Source organism: Sinorhizobium sp. M4_45 (assembly GCF_002885915.1).
GTDB lineage: Bacteria > Pseudomonadota > Alphaproteobacteria > Rhizobiales > Rhizobiaceae > Sinorhizobium > Sinorhizobium meliloti_A.
Map to the genome: position 1 here is coordinate 169723 of NZ_NWVE01000006.1, position 17402 is coordinate 187124.

Below are 17402 nucleotides of genomic sequence, written 5' to 3' on the forward strand. Positions count from 1 at the left end.
TCAGGGAGTTGGGAGATCGCGGTCACCAACAGCATAACACGTCCCAAGCCGTCCTCCACAGCGGACGCTGCGCTTCGGCCAGGGCGAACGGACCAAAACACTTCGCGTCAGACGCCTGAGAGTGGCCATGTGGCCAGCCAGGCATCATTACCTGGGCGATCCTTGGAACCAATGCATGCGGCAACAGTTGGCCTTGAGAACGGTACCGATTCGCGGGTGCCCTTACGGAAGTGCGGCGGTTCCGGCGGGGCTGATGGAAGGGACCAATCCGATGAAACAGAGCAGACTACTCTTTGCGCCCCCGTTGCTCGCATTCGCAGCCCTGATAGCAACGCCTGTGTTGTCGCAGGCATTTGCGCAAAACACCGAGAACCCCTGCCGCATTCCGCCCGACGGCGACCAGAAATCACTCAGCCAGACGCTCGATGACTGCAATGGCGTGATTAAGCCGCCAAAGGTGGGCGACAGCGAATTGGTCGAGCCGGCGCCAGATGTGGGCAAATCTCGTTTGATTCGTCCGGGAGACCTGCCCGCACAACAAAGTGGCGCGGACGCGCCGCCGCAGACCGGAACGGCGAACCCCGCCGCAGGAAGGGTCGTTCTTTCCAATTGGAGCTATCAACCGCTTTACACCTCCGGGTGGAGCGTCGACCAGGTCTTCGACGACGCCGTCGTGCTAGGCCGCGAAGGTGAAGAGATCGGCGACGTCGAGAATATCGTCTTCGACCGCGACGGCGAAGTTCTCTCGCTTATTGCCGAGGTGGGCGGCCTTTGGGAGGTGGGCGACACACATGTCAGCATTCCCTGGAACGATCTGAAGTTCTCAAAGGACGGATCTCGCATAACAGTGCCGATAACGGAGGACACTGTCGACGACTATTCGGCGGCAGCCGCGCAACCACCCGGCGCGCTTCACAAGAAGGAGGCGGGCCAAGTTGCGACCGTGGAGGAGGACCTGGCGACCGGGCCGCAGCTGATCAAGGCCACGGACATCATCGGAGACACCGCCTTCCTGAACAATGCTGAACGTTATGGCTATATCAGCGACATTCTCGTCAAGGATGGCCGGCTCGCGGCCGTGGTCGCGGACACAAGAATATACGGTCGCGGCTATCGCGCATTCCCCTACGCGGGGCCTGCGGCGTGGGCCAGGGGTAGCGGACGCTACGAACTCGGTTACGGCGTCGCTGAGGTCAGGAAGCTGGAGAACTTCGACTATAGCCGGATGCTGTACAAGGGGCCGACAGAACACACCGCAAAGTCCAGTACCGACAATGCGCCGGGCAGCTCGACCGCCCAGTGATGAATGCGCCTCCGACGGTTCGGCGCTCCAGCGTGGTCCTTGTCACTGATCGGACTACGACACAGCGGGGTCGCCTCCGTAAGGGGGCCCGCTCTGAGAACCTTGTGGTATCCGACCTCGAATGCATCTCCGAGCCGGTGATCCCGATTGGATAGTTTGGGCAGTTCGCCACGTGGCGCGAACCAGCGGGACTGGACCGGGGGTTACCCGGTCCGCGCCAATGCGCGGAGACGCGAGAGAGATTCAATCAGCAACGGCTCGTTATCGAGCATCGCACCCAGATGTCTTTTGGCCAGGAAGTTCAGAACGCGTTCGCCATAATCGGTGAGGCCGACAAGGACACGGCGCTTGTCGTCGGCCGATGGGATTCGCAGCGCCAGTCCAGCCGCCACCAGCCGGTCAACGAGCTGAACCGCGCCGTGATGTTGTATCAGCATCTCTTCGGCGAGTTGTCGGAGCATGATTCGGCTTTGGGGAGCAACTTTGAGTACCAGCAGTGCTTGATATTGTTGCGAAGTCACGCCCGCCTCGGAAAGGACCGCCTCGCTGAAGGAGAGGAAGCGACGCATGGCCAGCCTGACTCCGGCCAGCCCCTCGAACACCCCCGGATCAAGCGCCTCCTCATCGGCAATCTCAGGGACTTGTGTGCGGGACCGAGAACCTGCGCCGGAGGGCATGCGTAACATCCTTTGTTTACATCACGTTATGATATATACTGGTTGCACCTCAGGAGGGAGGAGGCGCGAGCGCGCCCACTTATCTGAACGGCGAATGCCGCAAAGTGCCGCGCTCGCGAACTATATCGCCAAATGCTGTCATTGCGAGGGCATGTCTTTGGCAAGCTGAGGTATAAATCACATGCCGAAGGGGCAGCCTGAAATCATTTCAGGCTGCCCCTTCCCTCGCCCCAGCCGCCACAGCCAATATTCGTCCAAAGACGCCGTTCAGCTGCTCGTCTCGACTTCCGAGAGCGATGGAAGTTCCTCCAAGCTTACAAGCGCATCGGCACAGGTATCGGCCGCATCCGGAACCGGCTTCGACAGACCGGCAATGACCGCCCAGCCCCCCTCCTCGATGAAATTGTCTTGTTCCCAACTGGACTTCGACTTGAGTTCCACAAGCTTTTGTGCCGCGTCGGGGGCGGACACGAAATTGTGCACGCAAACGTTTGAAATGAGCTCTGCACGAGCCTGCCGGACCGCGAGATCGGCCATGGTTCCGGCACGCCCTGCTGTCGTCCAACCGCCCCATGTGAAACCGACGACCATAGTCAGTATCGATGAGCCGACAACCGACCAGAACCATACACTCTTGGAAGGTCGGTACGCCGCCCAACCGCTGTCATTCGTTTCGGCCATGTCTCTCCTCCTCCGTTTTATATCATAGCATGATACAATTTCTGTTCAAGCAAACTCTTGAAGCGGGCCCGAGTTCAAAGGCGGCGAGCGCGCCGGCGCCATTCTGTCTCGCCGTATGGCCTTGCGGATGTAGAATGATGATTTCCTTGCAGCGGAGAAGTCACCATGACTTTCAACTCGCAACGGCTCCAGTTTTCCGGCCATTCCGGCGCGACGCTCGCCGCGCGCCTCGATCTACCGAACGGGCCATTGCGCGCCTACGCGCTTTTTGCCCATTGCTTCACCTGTTCCAAGGATCTCGCGGGTGCGCGCCGCGTTGCAGCAGAGCTGGCGCGCGAAGGCATCGCTGTGCTGCGTTTCGATTTCACGGGTTTGGGGTCGAGCGAAGGTGAGTTCGGCTCGACCAATTTCTCCTCCAATGTTGCCGACCTGCTCTCAGCCGCCGACTATCTGCGCCAACACTATCAAGCGCCGTCGCTTCTGATCGGCCACTCGCTCGGCGGCGCCGCCGTCCTGGCCGTCGCCGGGGACATTCCTGAGGTCCGCGCCGTTGCTACGATCGGTGCGCCGGCCGATGTCGGCCACGTCTTGAAGAACTTCGGAGCGAGTCTCGAGGAGATCGAGAAGACCGGGTCGGCCGAAGTTGATCTTGCCGGGCGCAGGTTCCTCATCAGAAAGCAATTTGTCGAGGACGCGCGTGCACAGCGCATAAAAGACTCTGTTGCGAGCCTGAGAAAACCGCTTCTCATTCTTCACGCGCCGTTGGACCAGACGGTCGGAATCGAGAACGCTACTGAGATCTTCAGCGCGGCGAGGCATCCGAAAAGTTTTGTTTCGCTCGACAGTGCCGATCACCTGCTCACCGACCCCAAGGATGCGGCCTTTGCCGGACGGATCATTTCGTCATGGCTGACGCGCTATCTTGCCGCCGATACGCCGCAGGGCACCGGACCGATTGAACATGTGCGTGTGATGGAAACGGGCGAAGGCAAGTTTCAGAACGCGATTCAGGCTGGCGGTCATCGGCTGTTCGCCGATGAACCCGAGAGCGTGGGTGGGCTCGATTCCGGACCATCGCCCTATGACTTCCTGTCCATTGCACTTGGCGCCTGCACCTCGATGACGCTGCGCCTCTATGCCGACCATAAGCAGCTGTCGCTCGGACGCATCGGCGTCGACGTCTCGCACGCGAAGATCCATGCAAAAGATTGCGAGGAGTGCACCGAACCGGAACGCAGCGGCAGCGGCACGATCGATCGTTTCGAACGCGTCATTTCCATTGATGGCGGGGTCTCGGAGGAGCTTCGCGGCAAGATCGCCGAAATTGCCGACAAGTGCCCGGTTCACCGCACGCTCGAGGCAGTGGCGAAGATCAGGACGACCGTGAAACCAGGATCACATTAGCTCCATTCGCCCGAATCGGCCTTCCGTTTTCAGGGAACGCTGAGCAGTTGATGTTGAATAGTCGACTAACCGGGTCTGACACCAGAACGCCCACCGCGCCGGGTGCGAATGACCTCTCGTGGAGGCAACTTGAATCCGCGTTCGCGAGAGGCGAGCAATCGTGCTGAGGTTTGCAAGAGGCCCATAGGACAGAAGCATGACAATCAACGCTTGACGAGCTGAACGGTGCCATGTGCGCCGAAAGGCACCGATTAGATTCTTTGCGTATATCATGCTATGATATATATTGCTTGGCACTCAGCCGGGAATGCGCGCGACGTAGTTCCAAAGGGCAAACGGCGGGCTCGCGAAGTGTATTGCTGCTGAATAGTGTCACCTCGGACGACCTCGCCAGCAATGCGGCCGACGACCCGGTCGGCTCAACTTCCACACGAAGCGGTCCCGGCTGCGCCAGGGAGGTTCAGATGCAAGTAACGGACGCTTGGGAAGAATGGTGGCGAGGGCTGGGACATGTTGCCCGGTGCAACCGTGACATGGCACGAACACGCGAAGCATTTGAAGCTGGGTATGCGGCCGGCCGTCTCACCCGTCAACGAGCCGCTGATGACGCAGCCGAAACTGCGCGAGGTGCCCCTCCGGGGGCGCACGGACACGAGACCTGGAGAGCCACGCGAGCAGCGCGGGAGAGTACTTAGCAGCGCACTTTCGGAGTAGTCCCGATTCAGGCGGATAGATCATGTCTGTTGGCGCTTGCCGCCAAGGCGCTCCGCGATGAACACCGCTCGAATCATAATCCGGCAGCGAAGCGGCGATGGACAGCACTCCCCGAGCAACGCGGACGGGGAGCGCTGAGCATTTGCGAAATCATACCCAGTAGGGCGGAATCCCGTAATAGTCGTAGACTTTACGGCCGCTTTCGGGGCCCCAGTCATATTCCCGGTCTGCGGGATAGCGCGGGGCGCCTTCGACCTGTTCCTTTGTGATGTTCACCTGGAACCCGCCGAGATCCGTATTGTAGTCGAGCATTTCCCAGGGAAGCGGATAGTGTTCGTGTCCAACCCCGAGAAAGCCACCGAAGCTCATCACGGCATAGGCGACGCGTCCACCGCGCTTTTCCAGGATGATTCTCTCTATTGAGCCTACCTGATTGCCGTTCATGTCGTAGACAGTGGTGCCCACGACCATGTCGCTGGCGATGAGGTCATGCGATTGATGCAGATTTGGGTCGGCCATCGTTATTCCTCCTGTGGTGGCCCAACGCTCCTGGATATGAGTTGTTCCTCGGATCGCTTCGCAAGGGCCAGAGCTTGACTATTTCTGCCGTGGGGCCGGGAGCTCGCCTCCGGCCGAAACGAGCTTGCCGGCGCGTTTGAGCATCACCGCCTCGACCAATGTTCGCGCCGCATTGCGGACCTCTTCCTGCACGGCCTCATCCGCATCAAGCTCCTGGTGACTGAGCGCGTATGGCTTCCAGTAGCCGATATAGCGATCCATCTCCGCCAAGGGCCCCGCCGGCTCGAGATGCATGTAGCACAGCCAGTCGGACAGGCTGCGTCGAACGTTCTCGGCCCCCTCCACGTCCCCGTGAACGATGACGGAGAAGAGCCGCCCGGCGAGATGCCGAGGATAGTTCCAGCCTTGGAGTTCAAGCGCCTTTGCGAGCTTCGCATCCTTGCCCTGTGTCAGGGTGGGGTCCGGATTGCCGCCATCCGCGCAAACCAGCCGATCCATCATCAGCTTTACCGGCGACGAGACCTGATACCAGTTCACAGGCGTGACGATCATGATGCCGTGCGCCTCTACCCACATCGGATAGATGTCGTTCATCCAGTCGTCGACCTGGCCAAGCGAGTAGTTGGGATAGCAGGAGCACGGCCAGTGGCAGAGGGCCGGCGAGGTGGAAAAGCAGGCCTTGCACGGGTGGATCGTTCGCCCATATTCCGAGGTAAGGCGGTGCAGCTCGAGTATGCTGGTCTTGACCCCCGCCGTTTGATCAATCGTTTCCTGCGCGATCCGCGTCAGCCGATAGGATTTCGACATTTCGCCGGGACAAGTGTGTTCGCTGCGCGATGACCCGCTGATCAACAGGATGCGCGCGGGACCCCGACGGTCCGAGTGACGCTCTTGCGCAGCATGAATTGCGTCGCGCGCTGCGAGCCAATCGACGGACAGGTCGTAATCGGGGTCCTCGAATGCAGTGCCGGCCTTGCGCGTGTTGGGTGCTTTTCGCTCGTTGGAATAGGCATCCCAAGCCGCCGCAGCGATCTTATCCAGCTCCGATCGAAGACCGCTGAAAACCGGGTCTTGGAAACGGCTGAGGAAGCGGCGGCGAAATTCGTTCTCGGCCAGCCTGGGGCTTGGCGTTCCCGTTCGCGGCTCAAGCACTGGCGGGAGAGATTGCGTCCCGGGGATCTTTGCCATCATCCCGTCCAACGTAGCTGGCAAGCTCCTTTGTAATCGACCACGACGCCGATTGTTCCGATTGGGCGACTTTGGTCCCCCTCAGCGCACCCCCTCCCACGCGCGCGAGGAGACGCGCGCGACCCCGATAGCAGCGCTGGCGGATCAGGCAATCGGCAACAGGAGACGTTTCCCAGCCACAGAACAATGCAGTTTGAGGGTATCCACCCGCGGGCGCTTCGGCTAGCTTTCGCAAAAGGTTAGGAGGACACATGGGCCTGTCAGACGTTTTTGGTCGATTGGTCGCACTGATCGGTGCCGCAGCAATCCTTGTTCGCCGCCAGAACGGCGCTTCTCTGGAACCCGCCTATGGTAGCGTCCCGAAGATCCCGGGAGCCAAACCGCAAGGCATTCCCACCCTGAAAATGCCTACGGCCAGGGGATGGACGGATGGGCAAGTGCCGACTGCGGCGGCTGGGCTCAAGGTGAACGCATTCGCGGCCGGGCTCAAACATCCCCGCTGGATTGAGGTGCTGCCGAATGGCGACGTGCTGGTCGCCGAGGCGCTCAGCGAGCCCGGGGGCATCAAATCTGCCTTCGACTACGCCATGTTCACCACAATGAAACGCGCCGCTGCAGTCGGCGCCAGTCCGAACCGTATCTCGCTTTTGCGCGATGCGGACGGCGACGGCGTGGCCGAAAAACGCACCGTATTTCTCGACGGGCTCAATCAGCCGTTCGGCATGACGTTGCTGGGCGATACCTTATATGTCGGCAACACGGACGGGGTGGTCGCGTTCCCCTATGAAACGGGCGACACCAGCATCCGCGCGACAGGGCGAAAGCTGGCAGACTTCGAGGGCGGCGGGCACTGGACACGCAGCCTGCTTGCCAGTCGCGATGGACGAAAGCTCTTCATCGGCGTCGGGTCGCTCAGCAACATAGGCGAGCGCGGCATGGCGGCCGAGGAAGGACGGGCGGCCATTCACGAGCTTGACCTCGAGAGTGGTGAACGCCGGATATTTGCCTCCGGTTTGCGGAACCCGGTAGGCATGGCATGGGAGCCAACGACAGGTGCACTCTGGACGGTCGTCAATGAACGCGACGGGCTGGGCGACGAGACGCCTCCCGACTATCTGACATCCGTCCGCGACGGTGGTTTTTATGGATGGCCCTATTGCTACTGGGGGCAGATCGTGGACCACCGGGTGCCGCAGGATCCGGCCTTGGTCGCAACCGCTTTGACGCCGGACTATGCCCTGGGTGGACACACTGCATCGCTCGGTCTTTGCTGGCTTCCCGCAGGCACTCTGCCCGGCTTTCCGGATGGGATGGTGATCGGTCAGCATGGTTCCTGGAACCGCAGCTCGCTGAGCGGCTACAAGGTTGTCTTCATACCGTTCGTAGACGGACGCCCCGCCGGCCCCCCGCGCGACATTCTGACCGGCTTCCTTTCGCCCGACGAGCGGGCGTCCTATGGACGGCCGGTCGGAGTCAGCCTCGGCCCGGACGGCTCCTTGCTGGTGGCGGACGATGTCGGCGACGTGATCTGGCGGGTGACGGGCGAGGCAGCGTGAGCGTAAAATAACGAGGAATCGCCTTCAGATGGGGCCTTGTCAAAATTTCCCCTCGGGCCGGCTCCCTCGGCGATCTCTGCCGGGTGCTGGTCAACGCATACTCGGCCAGCCGGAGTTGCGAATGTGTTTTCAGGTCGAGTTTGTTGCGCAAGACGGTCCGGATCGCCGGGGACATCAGGGTAAGTGTAGGAACCTTTTTTGTGCTCGTTTTCCAATCGCTTCGTCTCGGACAAGCCGTCTGATCATACAGTCGGCTTGCTCGGACGACGGTTGAAACTCAAGCACTTTTGAAGCGCCCCAACATCTCCTCGCGAAGTTCTTCGGTCGTAATGTCGCCGGCGACATAACGCGCGGTCGCCTCCTCGAGGACAGGATCGTGAACGTAACCCTGCCGGATATTGGCAGCGCGCGCCTGTTCGGCGGCCTTGCGCCGCTTCTCGACGGCTTCCGGGGAACGATCCGGACGGCGGGAATGAACGTTCATCGGCAAATCTCCAAGTACCGGCACCGTAGCAGGAAAAAGGCTGAAAATCCAGAAATTTGCCGGATTTCTCGGTCTGGCGAAGGTGGGCGCCCGGCTCCTTGCTGGCCGCCGTCTGCGGTTCAGTCTCGGGGTTCCGATTCGAAGGTCGCCGGCAGCGAGAGGTCGTCCAAGCCGGGATACCGGCGAGATTGGCGCTGTACCGAAGCCGGCGGATCGAGAGGGTGTAGTAGGGCTCGTCAAATGCCAAAGACATGGCCGACCTTGATTTCAGTCGGCAGCATTCTTGTCCGTCAGCAGTTCGGCATCGAGATGATCGAGGCCCGGATCCATTTCGGATTTTTCGACTGCGGCAAGCTCGTCGCCGCTCAGCTCCGCCGTCGCCTCGACCCGGCGATCGCGTCGCACCAGTCGCAGATAGTCTTCATAGGCGATGAGCACGGTGCGCGGCCGGCCATTCTTGGTGATGATCACCGGCTCGCGCACGGCGGCATCCTGGTAAGCCCCGAAATTCTTGGAAACCGCCGCGGCGGTCACAGTGGATGTCATGTCAACACTCCCTTCTTTCCGGAATATACGGGTTTTCCGTAATTTCCGCAACGGCGCCGTGCACCGGTGTGGGTGCAGCTTTCCGCCCGCGTCCCGCTACTTCCTGAAATCATTTACGTTCATGTTTTTAGGTTCACCCGACCTACGAACATCGTGCTCTAAGCGCGAGGCTGGGTAAGTGACCGCTAGCCGAATCGATGCTCGGTATCGCCGAATTGCGCCATCACCCAGTCTCGCAGCACGCGCGTCGCGGGCCGGTCGGCCATGCGCGGGCTGTAGACGAGATCGCAGCGGTCGCCTTCGAGCGACAGTTCGAATGGCTGGACGAGGATGCCGGAGGCGAGCTCTTCCGCGACCAGGGTGAGGCTCAGCAACCCGATGCCCTGCCCGGCCACCACGGCCTGGACCGCGTGGATCTCGTCGGTGAATGAAATTCCCGCGCTCGCGTCGATGTCGGCGACGCCGGCCCGTGCCAGCCATTGCCGCCACACGGGCGCGCGCGGATCGTCGCGCCGTGCCGGACCCCAATCGAAATGGATGAGCGTCGCATGCCGGAGATCGGCAGCGCTGGTCCGAACCAGGCGCGGCGCGCAGACCGGCGCGAAGCGATCCGCAAACAGCGGCTCCGTGACAAGCCCCGGATAGTTGCCGCCGCCGAAACGGATGGCGGCATCCGCATCCGCATCCAGATCGACGGCCCGGTTGGAGGCGTCGAGCCGCAACGTCCAATCCGGATACGCCTCACGAAACGAACCTGCGAGCGGCGCCAGCCGCTTCGCGACGAAGGCGACGGTGGACGTGAGCCGCGCCACCTGTCCCGCCTGCTGGCGGCGCACGTCTGCGATCGCCTGTTCGAAGCGGTCCAGGCCGTCGCGCAGCACCGGATACAGCGTCTTTCCCGCGGCGGTCAGATGCACCTGTCGCGTTGCGCGCTCGAAGAGCTTGGCGTTCAGCGTCTCCTCCAACTGGCGGATCTGGTGGCTGACGGCGGTCGCTGAAACGTTGAGTTCCTCGGCTGCGTCCTTGAAACTCAGCCGACGGGCAGCAGCCTCGAAGACCCGCAATGCGCCAAGTGGCGGCAGCTTTCTCATCACTTCCCCACGCATGAATTCAATTCATCTATCGACTGAGAAATGCTCCTTTGTCAATGCGCGAAGGGACCAACATATTGCCCTCGACGAGCAAGGCAACAGTGCCGAGCTGAGAAAAACTCAATCATGAAAGGACACCCCATGTTTCTCGAACAGGTCGTCACGAAGCCGGATCCCTATGCGCCGTTCCTGCTTTCGCAGGCAATCAAGGCCAATGGCTTCGTCTTCGTTTCGGGTCAGGCGGCGATCGGCGACAATGGCGAGATCGTCGGCGAGGGCGACTTCGACCGCCAGGCAGAGCAGGCTTTCGGCAATCTCGATCGCGCCCTGAAGGCCGCCGGTTCCGGGCTCGACAAGGTCGTCAAGGTTACGATTTTCCTGCGCTCCATGGAAAATTTCGCAAAGATCGTAGAACTGCGCCGCAGATGGTTCTCCGCGCCCTATCCCGCCGACAGCATCATCGAGGTTTCCTCGCTCTATTCGCCACAGGCGCTGATCGAGATCGAGGCCATCGCGCTCGACGGGAGCCGCTGACATGAACGCGCCGGCGATCATCCCCTCACCGGTCTTCACCGGTACCAGCCTCAAAGGTCTCGATTTCGCCAACCGCCTGTCGGTCGCTCCGATGACACGCATCAGCGCCTCGTCCGCCGGTGTGCCGGGCGAACGCATGGTGCATTACTATCAGCGCTTCGCACGCGGCGGCTTCAGCCTGGTGACGACAGAAGGCATCTACACGGACAAGGCCTATGCGCAGACCTATTCGGGCCAGCCCGGCCTGACCGACCGGGAACAGGCGGACGCCTGGCGCCGCGTCGTCGATGCGGTCCATGCGGCCGGCGGCAGGATCTTCGCGCAACTCATGCATGGCGGCGCGCTGTCTCAAGCAAATCCTCACCGTTCCGGTACAGTCGGTCCCTCGGCCATCCGCCCGAAAGGCAGCCAGATGACCGGCTACCGCGGCGACGGCCCCTATGCCGTGCCGCGCGAGATCAGCGAAGCAGAGATCGCCGCCGCGATAGAGGGCTTCGCCGGTGCCGCGCGCCTGGCGATCGAGGTGGCCGGTTTCGACGGCATCGAGATCCACGGCGCCAACGGCTATCTCCTGGATCAGTTCTTCACCGACTACACCAACCATCGCAAGGATCGTTGGGGCGGCGACATCGTCGCTCGCCTGGGCCTGTCCCTGGAAGTGCTGAAGGCCGTGCGCGCGGCCATCGGCCAATCCGTGCCGCTCGGCCTGCGCCTCTCCCAGGGGAAGGTCAACGACTTCCGGCATAAGTGGACGGAGCGGGAACAGGGGGCGGCGAGAGTGTTCGAGGCACTGGCTGCGAGCCCGGCCGATTTCGCTCACGTGACGGAGTTCGAAGCCTGGCAACCGGCCTTCGAAGGCGGCGACATCTCTCTCGTGTCGCTTGCCCGCCGTCACGCTCCGCGTCTGTTTCTCATCGCCAATGGCAGCCTGCACGATCTTGCGCGCGCTGAGCAGGTGGTGGAAGCCGGAGCGGACATGATCGCGCTCGGACGCGGCGCGCTCGTCAATCCCGATTGGCCGCATCGCATGGCCGAAGGCAGCGCATTGCGGCCGTTCGAACTTTCGATGCTCGCGCCGACAAGCGAAATCAAGGACGGCGAACTCGCCCTTGACATGAGGGCGCGGCGACCAGCCTGAAGCCAGGTATGCCGGGGCGGGCATGCCCCGGCAGCTAACCTGCCGCCTATGGCACGCCGGCAGGGTTGGACAATTGTTGCTTCAGCCACGACTTGAACGCGGTCATGCCCCTGGTGAACTGGCGTGACTTCAGCCATGTCAGCCAATAGTCACCCGCTGCCACCGTGATGTCGAAAGGCTGAACCAGCCGTCCGCTCTCGATATAATGCTGGAACATGGTGATCGGCAGGAGGGCTGCGCCCGAGCCCCGGGCGGCCGCCTCTGCCAGCGCCAGCGAGGTATCGAAAACCATGCCGCGCAGGATGGGAGGCTGGGCGCCCGCTGCCCGGAACCATTGGGCCCACTCATCGGATCGGTACGAACGCAACAGCTCGATTCCGGCGAGGTCGACCGGTTCCTTGAGCCGAGCAGCAATCCGAGGCGAGCAGACCGGTGATAGCGGTGCGACCGACAGATGCATTGCGTCCGTGCCATGCCATGACCCGTCCCCGAACCGGATCGCGAAGTCGAGGCCGTCGCCGGCCAGATCGACGCGGTTGTTATTGCTCAGGATGCGCAGGTCAAGGTTCGGATGTGCATCATGAAAATCCGGCAACCGTTGCATCAGCCACCCGATCGCAAAGGTGCCGACGACGCCGACGGTCACGACTTCCTGGAAGTTTCCTTCCTCGAAACGGCTTATGGTCGCACACATGCGCTTGAACACGTCGCTCATCACAGGCGCAAGCGCCGACCCCTCATCGGTAAGGGCGAGGCCCCTCGGCAGCCGCCGGAACAACTTGACGCCAAGCAGATCCTCGAGCGACTTCACTTGATGGCTGATCGCGGTCTGCGAAACCCGTAGCTCCAGTCCGGCACGGGTAAAGCTGCAGTGGCGCGCCGATGCCTCGAAGGCACGCAATGCATTGAGGGGCAGTTTTGGCAGTTCCATGGAATCAGCTTCGTTTAGACCAAGTTTGATTCATGCCTACCCGCAAGATTGCTCGTTTGTCGAGTGCTATCGCTTCTGCCATTCTCCTCGCAGTTCTAGGCAATACCAGATCACGACGATTTTTGGGCGAGCAAGCCAAAGATCACGAACGTGATCGATTCCAACAGGTTAGAGCGGGACCCGGGCGGAAGGCCGCACACACTTTCCTCATCCCGCTCCAGGCATTCAATCACGACCGTCGCGGCATCCGCCACGGGCGGCATCTATTCTTGTGTCAAGTTTTTGTCTGGTCGGAGCCACTGATATCGGCATGAAGGTCATCGGTTATATATTCGGCATCGCCTCGGCTGCGTTGCTGGCTATCCTCGGCACGGGCGCCGTTTATCTGTCGGGAATCGCGAAGGACCTGCCGGATCACCGCAAGCTTGCGGAATGGGAGCCGGCGCTCATGACGCGGTTTTACGCGTATGACGGAACGCCGATTGCCGAATACGCCAGGGAAAGGCGTCTGTATCTGCCTATCGCCGCGATCCCGCAGCGCGTGAAGGCGGCCTTTCTCTCGGCGGAAGACAAGAGCTTCTATACCCACTCCGGAATCGATGTCCTGAGCATCGTCAAGGCCGCCTGGTCCAATGCCGTGAATCTGGGCTCCGGCCAACGGATGATCGGAGCCTCGACGATCACCCAGCAGCTTGCCAAGAACTTCCTGCTTTCTTCGGATCGCACCCTTGAACGCAAGATCAAGGAGGCGGTACTTTCGATCCGCATCGAGCACTCCCTCAGCAAAGACAGAATTCTCGAACTCTATCTGAACGACATCTACCTGGGGCTCGGGGCCTACGGAATTGCCGCCGGTGCGCTGACCTATTTCGACAAGTCCGTCAGCGAATTGACCGTTGCCGAGGCAGCGTATCTCGCAGCTCTGCCGAAGGGACCCAACAACTACAACCCGCACCGGAATCCCGAACGCGCGGTCAGCCGGCGCAACTGGGTGATCGGCCAGATGCAGCGCAACGGCTTCGTCAGCGCCGCGGAGGCAAGCAGCATGATGGCGAGACCTCTCGGCATTAAGCCTCGGGCCGAACCCCCCTTGATGGCGGAGGCAAACTATTTCGCCGAGGACGTGCGCCGGGAAGTCGCCGGGCAGTATGGCGAGGCGGCTCTCTATAATGCCGGGCTTTCGGTGCGCACGACGCTTGACCCGACCCTTCAGGCGGCTGCGCTGAAGGCGCTTCGGGCCGGCCTCGTCGAGTACGACCAGGCGCGGGGGTTTCGGGGACCGGTCGCACATATCGATGTCTCCGACTGGACGGCCGCCTTGGCTGAACAGAAGACTTTGACGGATGTGAAGGAGTGGCGGATCGCCGTAGTGCTCTCCTGTTCCGATGCGGGTATACGCATCGGACTTCGCAGTGCTAAGCCCGGTCCCGAGCACTCGCCGTCCGGCCCCGAAACGGGCTTTATCGGCAGCAATACCATGCGGTGGGCGCTGAAGCTTTCTGCCGGAGGCAGGATCAGGCAGGTCGACTCCATCGACAAGGTCCTCTCGCCGGGGGACGTTGTTCATGTCGAGAAGGCGGAAGACGGTTACCTCCTGCGACAAATACCCGAAGTGCAGGGCGCGATCGTGTCGATGGACCCGAATACGGGTCGCGTGCTGGCGAGCATTGGCGGTTTCTCCTTTGCACAGTCACGCTTCAATCGCGCGACGCAGGCTTTGCGCCAGCCCGGCTCGGCCTTCAAGCCCTTCGTTTACGCCGCCGCCCTGGATACCGGCTACACGCCGGCGACGCTGGTCATGGACGCACCCTTTTCGATGCCGGACGGGGCGGGCCGTCTTTGGAAGCCGAAGAACTACGACGGCAAATTCGGCGGTCCTTCCACTCTGCGCACCGGCCTTGAGAAAAGCCGCAACCTGATGACGGTGCGCCTCGCCCGGCATCTGGGCATGGACGTCGTTGCCGAATACGGCCGCGCCTTCGGCCTCTACGACAAGCTCGCCCCCTACTTGCCGATGTCGCTCGGAGCCGGCGAAACCACGCTGACGCGGCTCGTATCGGCCTATGCGGTCCTCGCCAATGGCGGACACGCCGTCAAGCCCTCGATGATCGACCGCATCCAGGATCGTCACGGTCGTACGATCTTCCGTCACGACGATCGCGGCTGCGATCGATGCAACGCCGCAAGCTGGCAGCATCAGGAAGAGCCGGTGCTTCGCGACACCCGCAAGCAGGTGCTCGACCCGATGACGGCCTACCAGGTGACATCGATGCTGCGCGGCGTGGTCGAGCGTGGAACGGCGCACCGGGTGGCGCAACTCGGCGCACCGGTCGCCGGCAAGACCGGGACCACGAACGACGAGAAGGATGTCTGGTTCGTCGGCTACACCCCGACGCTGGTGACCGGCGTCTTCATGGGATACGACGCACCGAAACCGATGGGCTACGGCGAAACGGGCGGCGGACTCGCGGCCCCGATCTTTATCGACTTCATGAAGGTGGCAATGCGCGGCAAACCTGCCGTGGACTTCCCCGTTCCGCAAGGCCTGACCTTCGCGAGCGTGAACCGCCGCACGGGCAGGCGGGCCGCTTCAGGAGACCCCGGTTCGGCTGTCGAGGTCTTCAAACCGGGAACCGGGCCGTGCTTGACGGAATGTCCCGTCATAGACGGGTTCGGCGCGGAGGGAGCCGAACTCCCTGCCGCGTTGCGCGAGCAGCTTCTGACAGCCCCCCAAGGCCTCTATTGAGCCATTGCCTCTTATCTCGTCGAGGGATCGAAATGAGGAAACACGCCTTCGTCCTGCGAAACAGTGCACGCAGCAGGCGGTTGCGCATCGTCTGCATCATGGCAGCGTTTGCCGCCATTTTCGCCGGCGCGTTCATACGACTTGTGCAACTCGGCATGCAGGAAGAGGCAGGCCGCGAAACCCGCCTCACCTATGACAGTGCCCCCGGTGGACGACCTGCGATCGTCGACAGGAACGGACAGCTGCTCGCGACCGACATTCCGACCGCGTCACTCTACGTCGAGCCGCGGTCGATTCCCGATCTGGACGAGGTGGTCGAGAAACTCACTGCGATCTTCCCGGAACTCGACGCGCGCGAACTCCATACCCGTCTACGACGCAAGGATGCGTTCACGTGGATCAAGCGGCAGATACCACCGGACAAGCAGCAGGCGGTGATCGATTCCGGATTGGCGGCGGTCGGCTTTAGGCCCGAAAATCAACGGCTCTATCCGAACGGTCCGTTGGCTGCCCATGTCCTTGGCGCCGTGGACATCGACAATTTCGGCATCGCCGGCATCGAAAAATGGATCGACGCAAACTGGCTTGCGGACCTGCGCGGCACCGGCATCGAACTTAAGGGGCGTGAGCTCCAGCCGGTCGAGCTTTCAATCGACCTGCGCGTTCAGTACGCCATGGAGCAGGAACTCGGCAAAGCCGTCACGAAATTCTCAGCCGCCGCGGGTGCCGGGCTCCTGCTCGACGTTACGAATGGCGAAATACTGGCGCTCGCCTCCTATCCGGCCTTTGACCCGAACAATCCGGTGGACGCCTTCAAGCCCGACCGGATAAACCGCGTCACCGCCGGCGTTTTCGAGATGGGATCGACGTTCAAGGCTCTGACCACGGCAATGGCGCTGGAGTCGGGCCGGTTCGATCTGCAATCCGTCGTGGATGCGAGCAGACCTTTGCGCTTTGGACGGCAGCGCATTCACGATTATCGCGGGAAATACAGGCCGCTCACCATTCCGGAAGCCTTCATTCACTCCTCGAACATCGTCATGGCGAAAATGGCGATGGCGCTCGGCCCCGAAGCGTTGCGGACTTTTCTCGGACGTTTCGGCATTTTGTCTCAGCTTGCGACCGAGCTGCCGGAGAGCGCCGCACCGCTGCGGCCCTCCTCCTGGAGCGAGGTGACCACGGCAACGGTTTCCTTCGGCCACGGGATCGCCGTCACGCCCCTGCAAGCCAGCATGGCCGTCGCCGCTCTGGCGAACGGCGGAAGGCTGATCAGGCCCACCTTCATAAAGGACAGCCCCGTATCCGAACGAATCATGGCGGAAAACCTCGTGTCTGCGAACACCAGTGAGGCGATACGCCACCTCCTGCGCCTCAACACCGCCGTCGGCTCAGCCACGAGGGCCGTTGTCTCCGGCTACGTGATCGGCGGCAAGACCGGCACGGCGGAAAAGGTGGTCCAGGGCCGCTATTCCAAGGTTCTCAACGTCACATCCTTCATGGGCATCGTACCGGCGGACAATCCCCGCTACCTGCTGCTCATCTTGCTGGACGAACCCCGCGGCCTGGCGGAAACCCAAGGCAACCGCACCTCCGGATGGAACGCCGTGCCGCTCGGCGGCGCCCTCCTGCATCGCATCCTCCCGATGCTCCTCACGCCCGTTTTCCCATCGCCGCCAGATGCCGAAGCTGTTCCCGTGGCGATGGGAGACTCATTGCTGAAGGACTGGTGACGTGGTGCAAGCCGAGCCTGATTATGATGCTGCCTTCGGTGGCGCTCCAGGTCGAGGAATCTGCATTGTTGTAGCCTTCCGCTGTCCTAACGGTTATGAGCGCCGTTGCATTGTCGGCAGAAGGAAAAATCGATGTGAAGCCGTTCGTTTCCGCGACACA

15 protein-coding genes and 1 pseudogene are annotated in these 17402 nt (G+C 61.8%); 7 read left to right on the forward strand and 9 right to left on the reverse strand.

Annotated elements, in window-relative coordinates; translation table 11 throughout:
* Positions 1-253: 253 nt before the first annotated feature.
* Complete coding sequence (locus CN933_RS31550; protein WP_102764407.1) at positions 254-1303, forward strand: PRC-barrel domain-containing protein; 1050 nt, start codon at positions 254-256, stop codon at positions 1301-1303.
* Positions 1304-1506: 203 nt separating this feature from the next.
* Here the strand turns inward: CN933_RS31550 and CN933_RS18000 are convergent, their stop codons facing one another.
* A complete protein-coding gene (locus CN933_RS18000; RefSeq protein WP_018096595.1) occupies positions 1507-1980 on the reverse strand; it encodes a MarR family winged helix-turn-helix transcriptional regulator in 474 nt (157 codons plus the stop codon).
* Positions 1981-2247: 267 nt separating this feature from the next.
* Complete coding sequence (locus tag CN933_RS18005; RefSeq protein ID WP_102761967.1) at positions 2248-2661, reverse strand: hypothetical protein; 414 nt, start codon at positions 2659-2661, stop codon at positions 2248-2250.
* 165 nt (positions 2662-2826) lie between these two features.
* Here CN933_RS18005 and CN933_RS18010 point away from each other — a divergent pair, with 165 nt between their 5' ends.
* Positions 2827-4065, forward strand: coding sequence for a bifunctional alpha/beta hydrolase/OsmC family protein (locus CN933_RS18010; RefSeq protein WP_102761968.1), 1239 nt, complete (start codon positions 2827-2829; stop codon positions 4063-4065).
* Between the two features lie 864 nt (positions 4066-4929).
* On the opposite strand, the gene CN933_RS18020 is transcribed toward CN933_RS18010, so the two are convergent.
* The gene (locus CN933_RS18020) at positions 4930-5298 is read right to left on the reverse strand and encodes a PRC-barrel domain-containing protein (protein WP_018096592.1); all 369 of its coding nucleotides are present in this window, start codon (positions 5296-5298) and stop codon (positions 4930-4932) included.
* Between the two features lie 78 nt (positions 5299-5376).
* Positions 5377-6489, reverse strand: coding sequence for a flavodoxin family protein (locus CN933_RS18025; protein ID WP_498323598.1), 1113 nt, complete (start codon positions 6487-6489; stop codon positions 5377-5379).
* A gap of 248 nt (positions 6490-6737) precedes the next feature.
* On the opposite strand from CN933_RS18025, the gene CN933_RS18030 reads away from it, so the two are divergent.
* Entirely contained in the window at positions 6738-8042 is a 1305-nt protein-coding gene (locus CN933_RS18030; protein ID WP_102761970.1) for a PQQ-dependent sugar dehydrogenase, read from the forward strand.
* Between the two features lie 7 nt (positions 8043-8049).
* Here CN933_RS18030 and CN933_RS32560 read toward each other — a convergent pair.
* The 4 genes and pseudogenes from CN933_RS32560 to CN933_RS18050 all read right to left on the reverse strand — a co-directional run.
* Positions 8050-8257, reverse strand: a pseudogene (locus CN933_RS32560) (cell filamentation protein Fic); the annotation flags it as partial.
* 62 nt (positions 8258-8319) lie between these two features.
* Entirely contained in the window at positions 8320-8526 is a 207-nt protein-coding gene (locus CN933_RS18040; RefSeq protein ID WP_102761971.1) for an antitoxin VbhA family protein, read from the reverse strand.
* A gap of 267 nt (positions 8527-8793) precedes the next feature.
* Complete coding sequence (locus CN933_RS18045) at positions 8794-9072, reverse strand: type II toxin-antitoxin system Phd/YefM family antitoxin (RefSeq protein ID WP_102761972.1); 279 nt, start codon at positions 9070-9072, stop codon at positions 8794-8796.
* A 185-nt stretch (positions 9073-9257) separates the two neighbouring features.
* The gene (locus CN933_RS18050; RefSeq protein ID WP_180980731.1) at positions 9258-10178 is read right to left on the reverse strand and encodes a LysR substrate-binding domain-containing protein; all 921 of its coding nucleotides are present in this window, start codon (positions 10176-10178) and stop codon (positions 9258-9260) included.
* Between the two features lie 126 nt (positions 10179-10304).
* On the opposite strand from CN933_RS18050, the gene CN933_RS18055 reads away from it, so the two are divergent.
* Together CN933_RS18055 and CN933_RS18060 are read left to right on the forward strand one after the other, a co-directional pair.
* A complete protein-coding gene (locus CN933_RS18055; RefSeq protein WP_102761974.1) occupies positions 10305-10697 on the forward strand; it encodes a RidA family protein in 393 nt (130 codons plus the stop codon).
* Position 10698: 1 nt separating this feature from the next.
* Entirely contained in the window at positions 10699-11835 is a 1137-nt protein-coding gene (locus CN933_RS18060) for an NADH:flavin oxidoreductase (protein WP_102761975.1), read from the forward strand.
* Positions 11836-11881: 46 nt separating this feature from the next.
* Here CN933_RS18060 and CN933_RS18065 read toward each other — a convergent pair whose 3' ends face one another.
* Positions 11882-12766 carry a LysR family transcriptional regulator gene (locus CN933_RS18065; protein WP_102761976.1) on the reverse strand — a complete coding sequence of 295 codons (885 nt, stop codon included), beginning with the start codon at positions 12764-12766 and terminating at the stop codon, positions 11882-11884.
* Positions 12767-13076: 310 nt separating this feature from the next.
* Here CN933_RS18065 and CN933_RS18070 point away from each other — a divergent pair, with 310 nt between their 5' ends.
* Together CN933_RS18070 and CN933_RS18080 are read left to right on the forward strand one after the other, a co-directional pair.
* The gene (locus CN933_RS18070; protein ID WP_180980732.1) at positions 13077-15512 is read left to right on the forward strand and encodes a penicillin-binding protein 1A; all 2436 of its coding nucleotides are present in this window, start codon (positions 13077-13079) and stop codon (positions 15510-15512) included.
* 32 nt (positions 15513-15544) lie between these two features.
* Positions 15545-17242, forward strand: a complete 1698-nt coding sequence (locus tag CN933_RS18080) for a peptidoglycan D,D-transpeptidase FtsI family protein (protein WP_102761978.1) — start codon at positions 15545-15547, stop codon at positions 17240-17242.
* The last annotated feature ends 160 nt before the right edge of the window (positions 17243-17402 follow it).

Coding starts and splice junctions, on each gene's coding strand:
- CN933_RS18070 (WP_180980732.1), top strand. CDS start 13,077: ATGAAGGTCATCGGTTATATATTCGGCATCGCCTCGGCTGCGTTGCTG.
- CN933_RS18025 (WP_498323598.1), bottom strand. CDS start 6,489: ATGATGGCAAAGATCCCCGGGACGCAATCTCTCCCGCCAGTGCTTGAG.
- CN933_RS18030 (WP_102761970.1), top strand. CDS start 6,738: ATGGGCCTGTCAGACGTTTTTGGTCGATTGGTCGCACTGATCGGTGCC.
- CN933_RS18005 (WP_102761967.1), bottom strand. CDS start 2,661: ATGGCCGAAACGAATGACAGCGGTTGGGCGGCGTACCGACCTTCCAAG.
- CN933_RS18045 (WP_102761972.1), bottom strand. CDS start 9,072: ATGACATCCACTGTGACCGCCGCGGCGGTTTCCAAGAATTTCGGGGCT.
- CN933_RS18040 (WP_102761971.1), bottom strand. CDS start 8,526: ATGAACGTTCATTCCCGCCGTCCGGATCGTTCCCCGGAAGCCGTCGAG.
- CN933_RS18055 (WP_102761974.1), top strand. CDS start 10,305: ATGTTTCTCGAACAGGTCGTCACGAAGCCGGATCCCTATGCGCCGTTC.
- CN933_RS18080 (WP_102761978.1), top strand. CDS start 15,545: ATGAGGAAACACGCCTTCGTCCTGCGAAACAGTGCACGCAGCAGGCGG.
- CN933_RS18050 (WP_180980731.1), bottom strand. CDS start 10,178: ATGCGTGGGGAAGTGATGAGAAAGCTGCCGCCACTTGGCGCATTGCGG.
- CN933_RS18000 (WP_018096595.1), bottom strand. CDS start 1,980: ATGCCCTCCGGCGCAGGTTCTCGGTCCCGCACACAAGTCCCTGAGATT.
- CN933_RS31550 (WP_102764407.1), top strand. CDS start 254: ATGGAAGGGACCAATCCGATGAAACAGAGCAGACTACTCTTTGCGCCC.
- CN933_RS18060 (WP_102761975.1), top strand. CDS start 10,699: ATGAACGCGCCGGCGATCATCCCCTCACCGGTCTTCACCGGTACCAGC.
- CN933_RS18010 (WP_102761968.1), top strand. CDS start 2,827: ATGACTTTCAACTCGCAACGGCTCCAGTTTTCCGGCCATTCCGGCGCG.
- CN933_RS18020 (WP_018096592.1), bottom strand. CDS start 5,298: ATGGCCGACCCAAATCTGCATCAATCGCATGACCTCATCGCCAGCGAC.
- CN933_RS18065 (WP_102761976.1), bottom strand. CDS start 12,766: ATGGAACTGCCAAAACTGCCCCTCAATGCATTGCGTGCCTTCGAGGCA.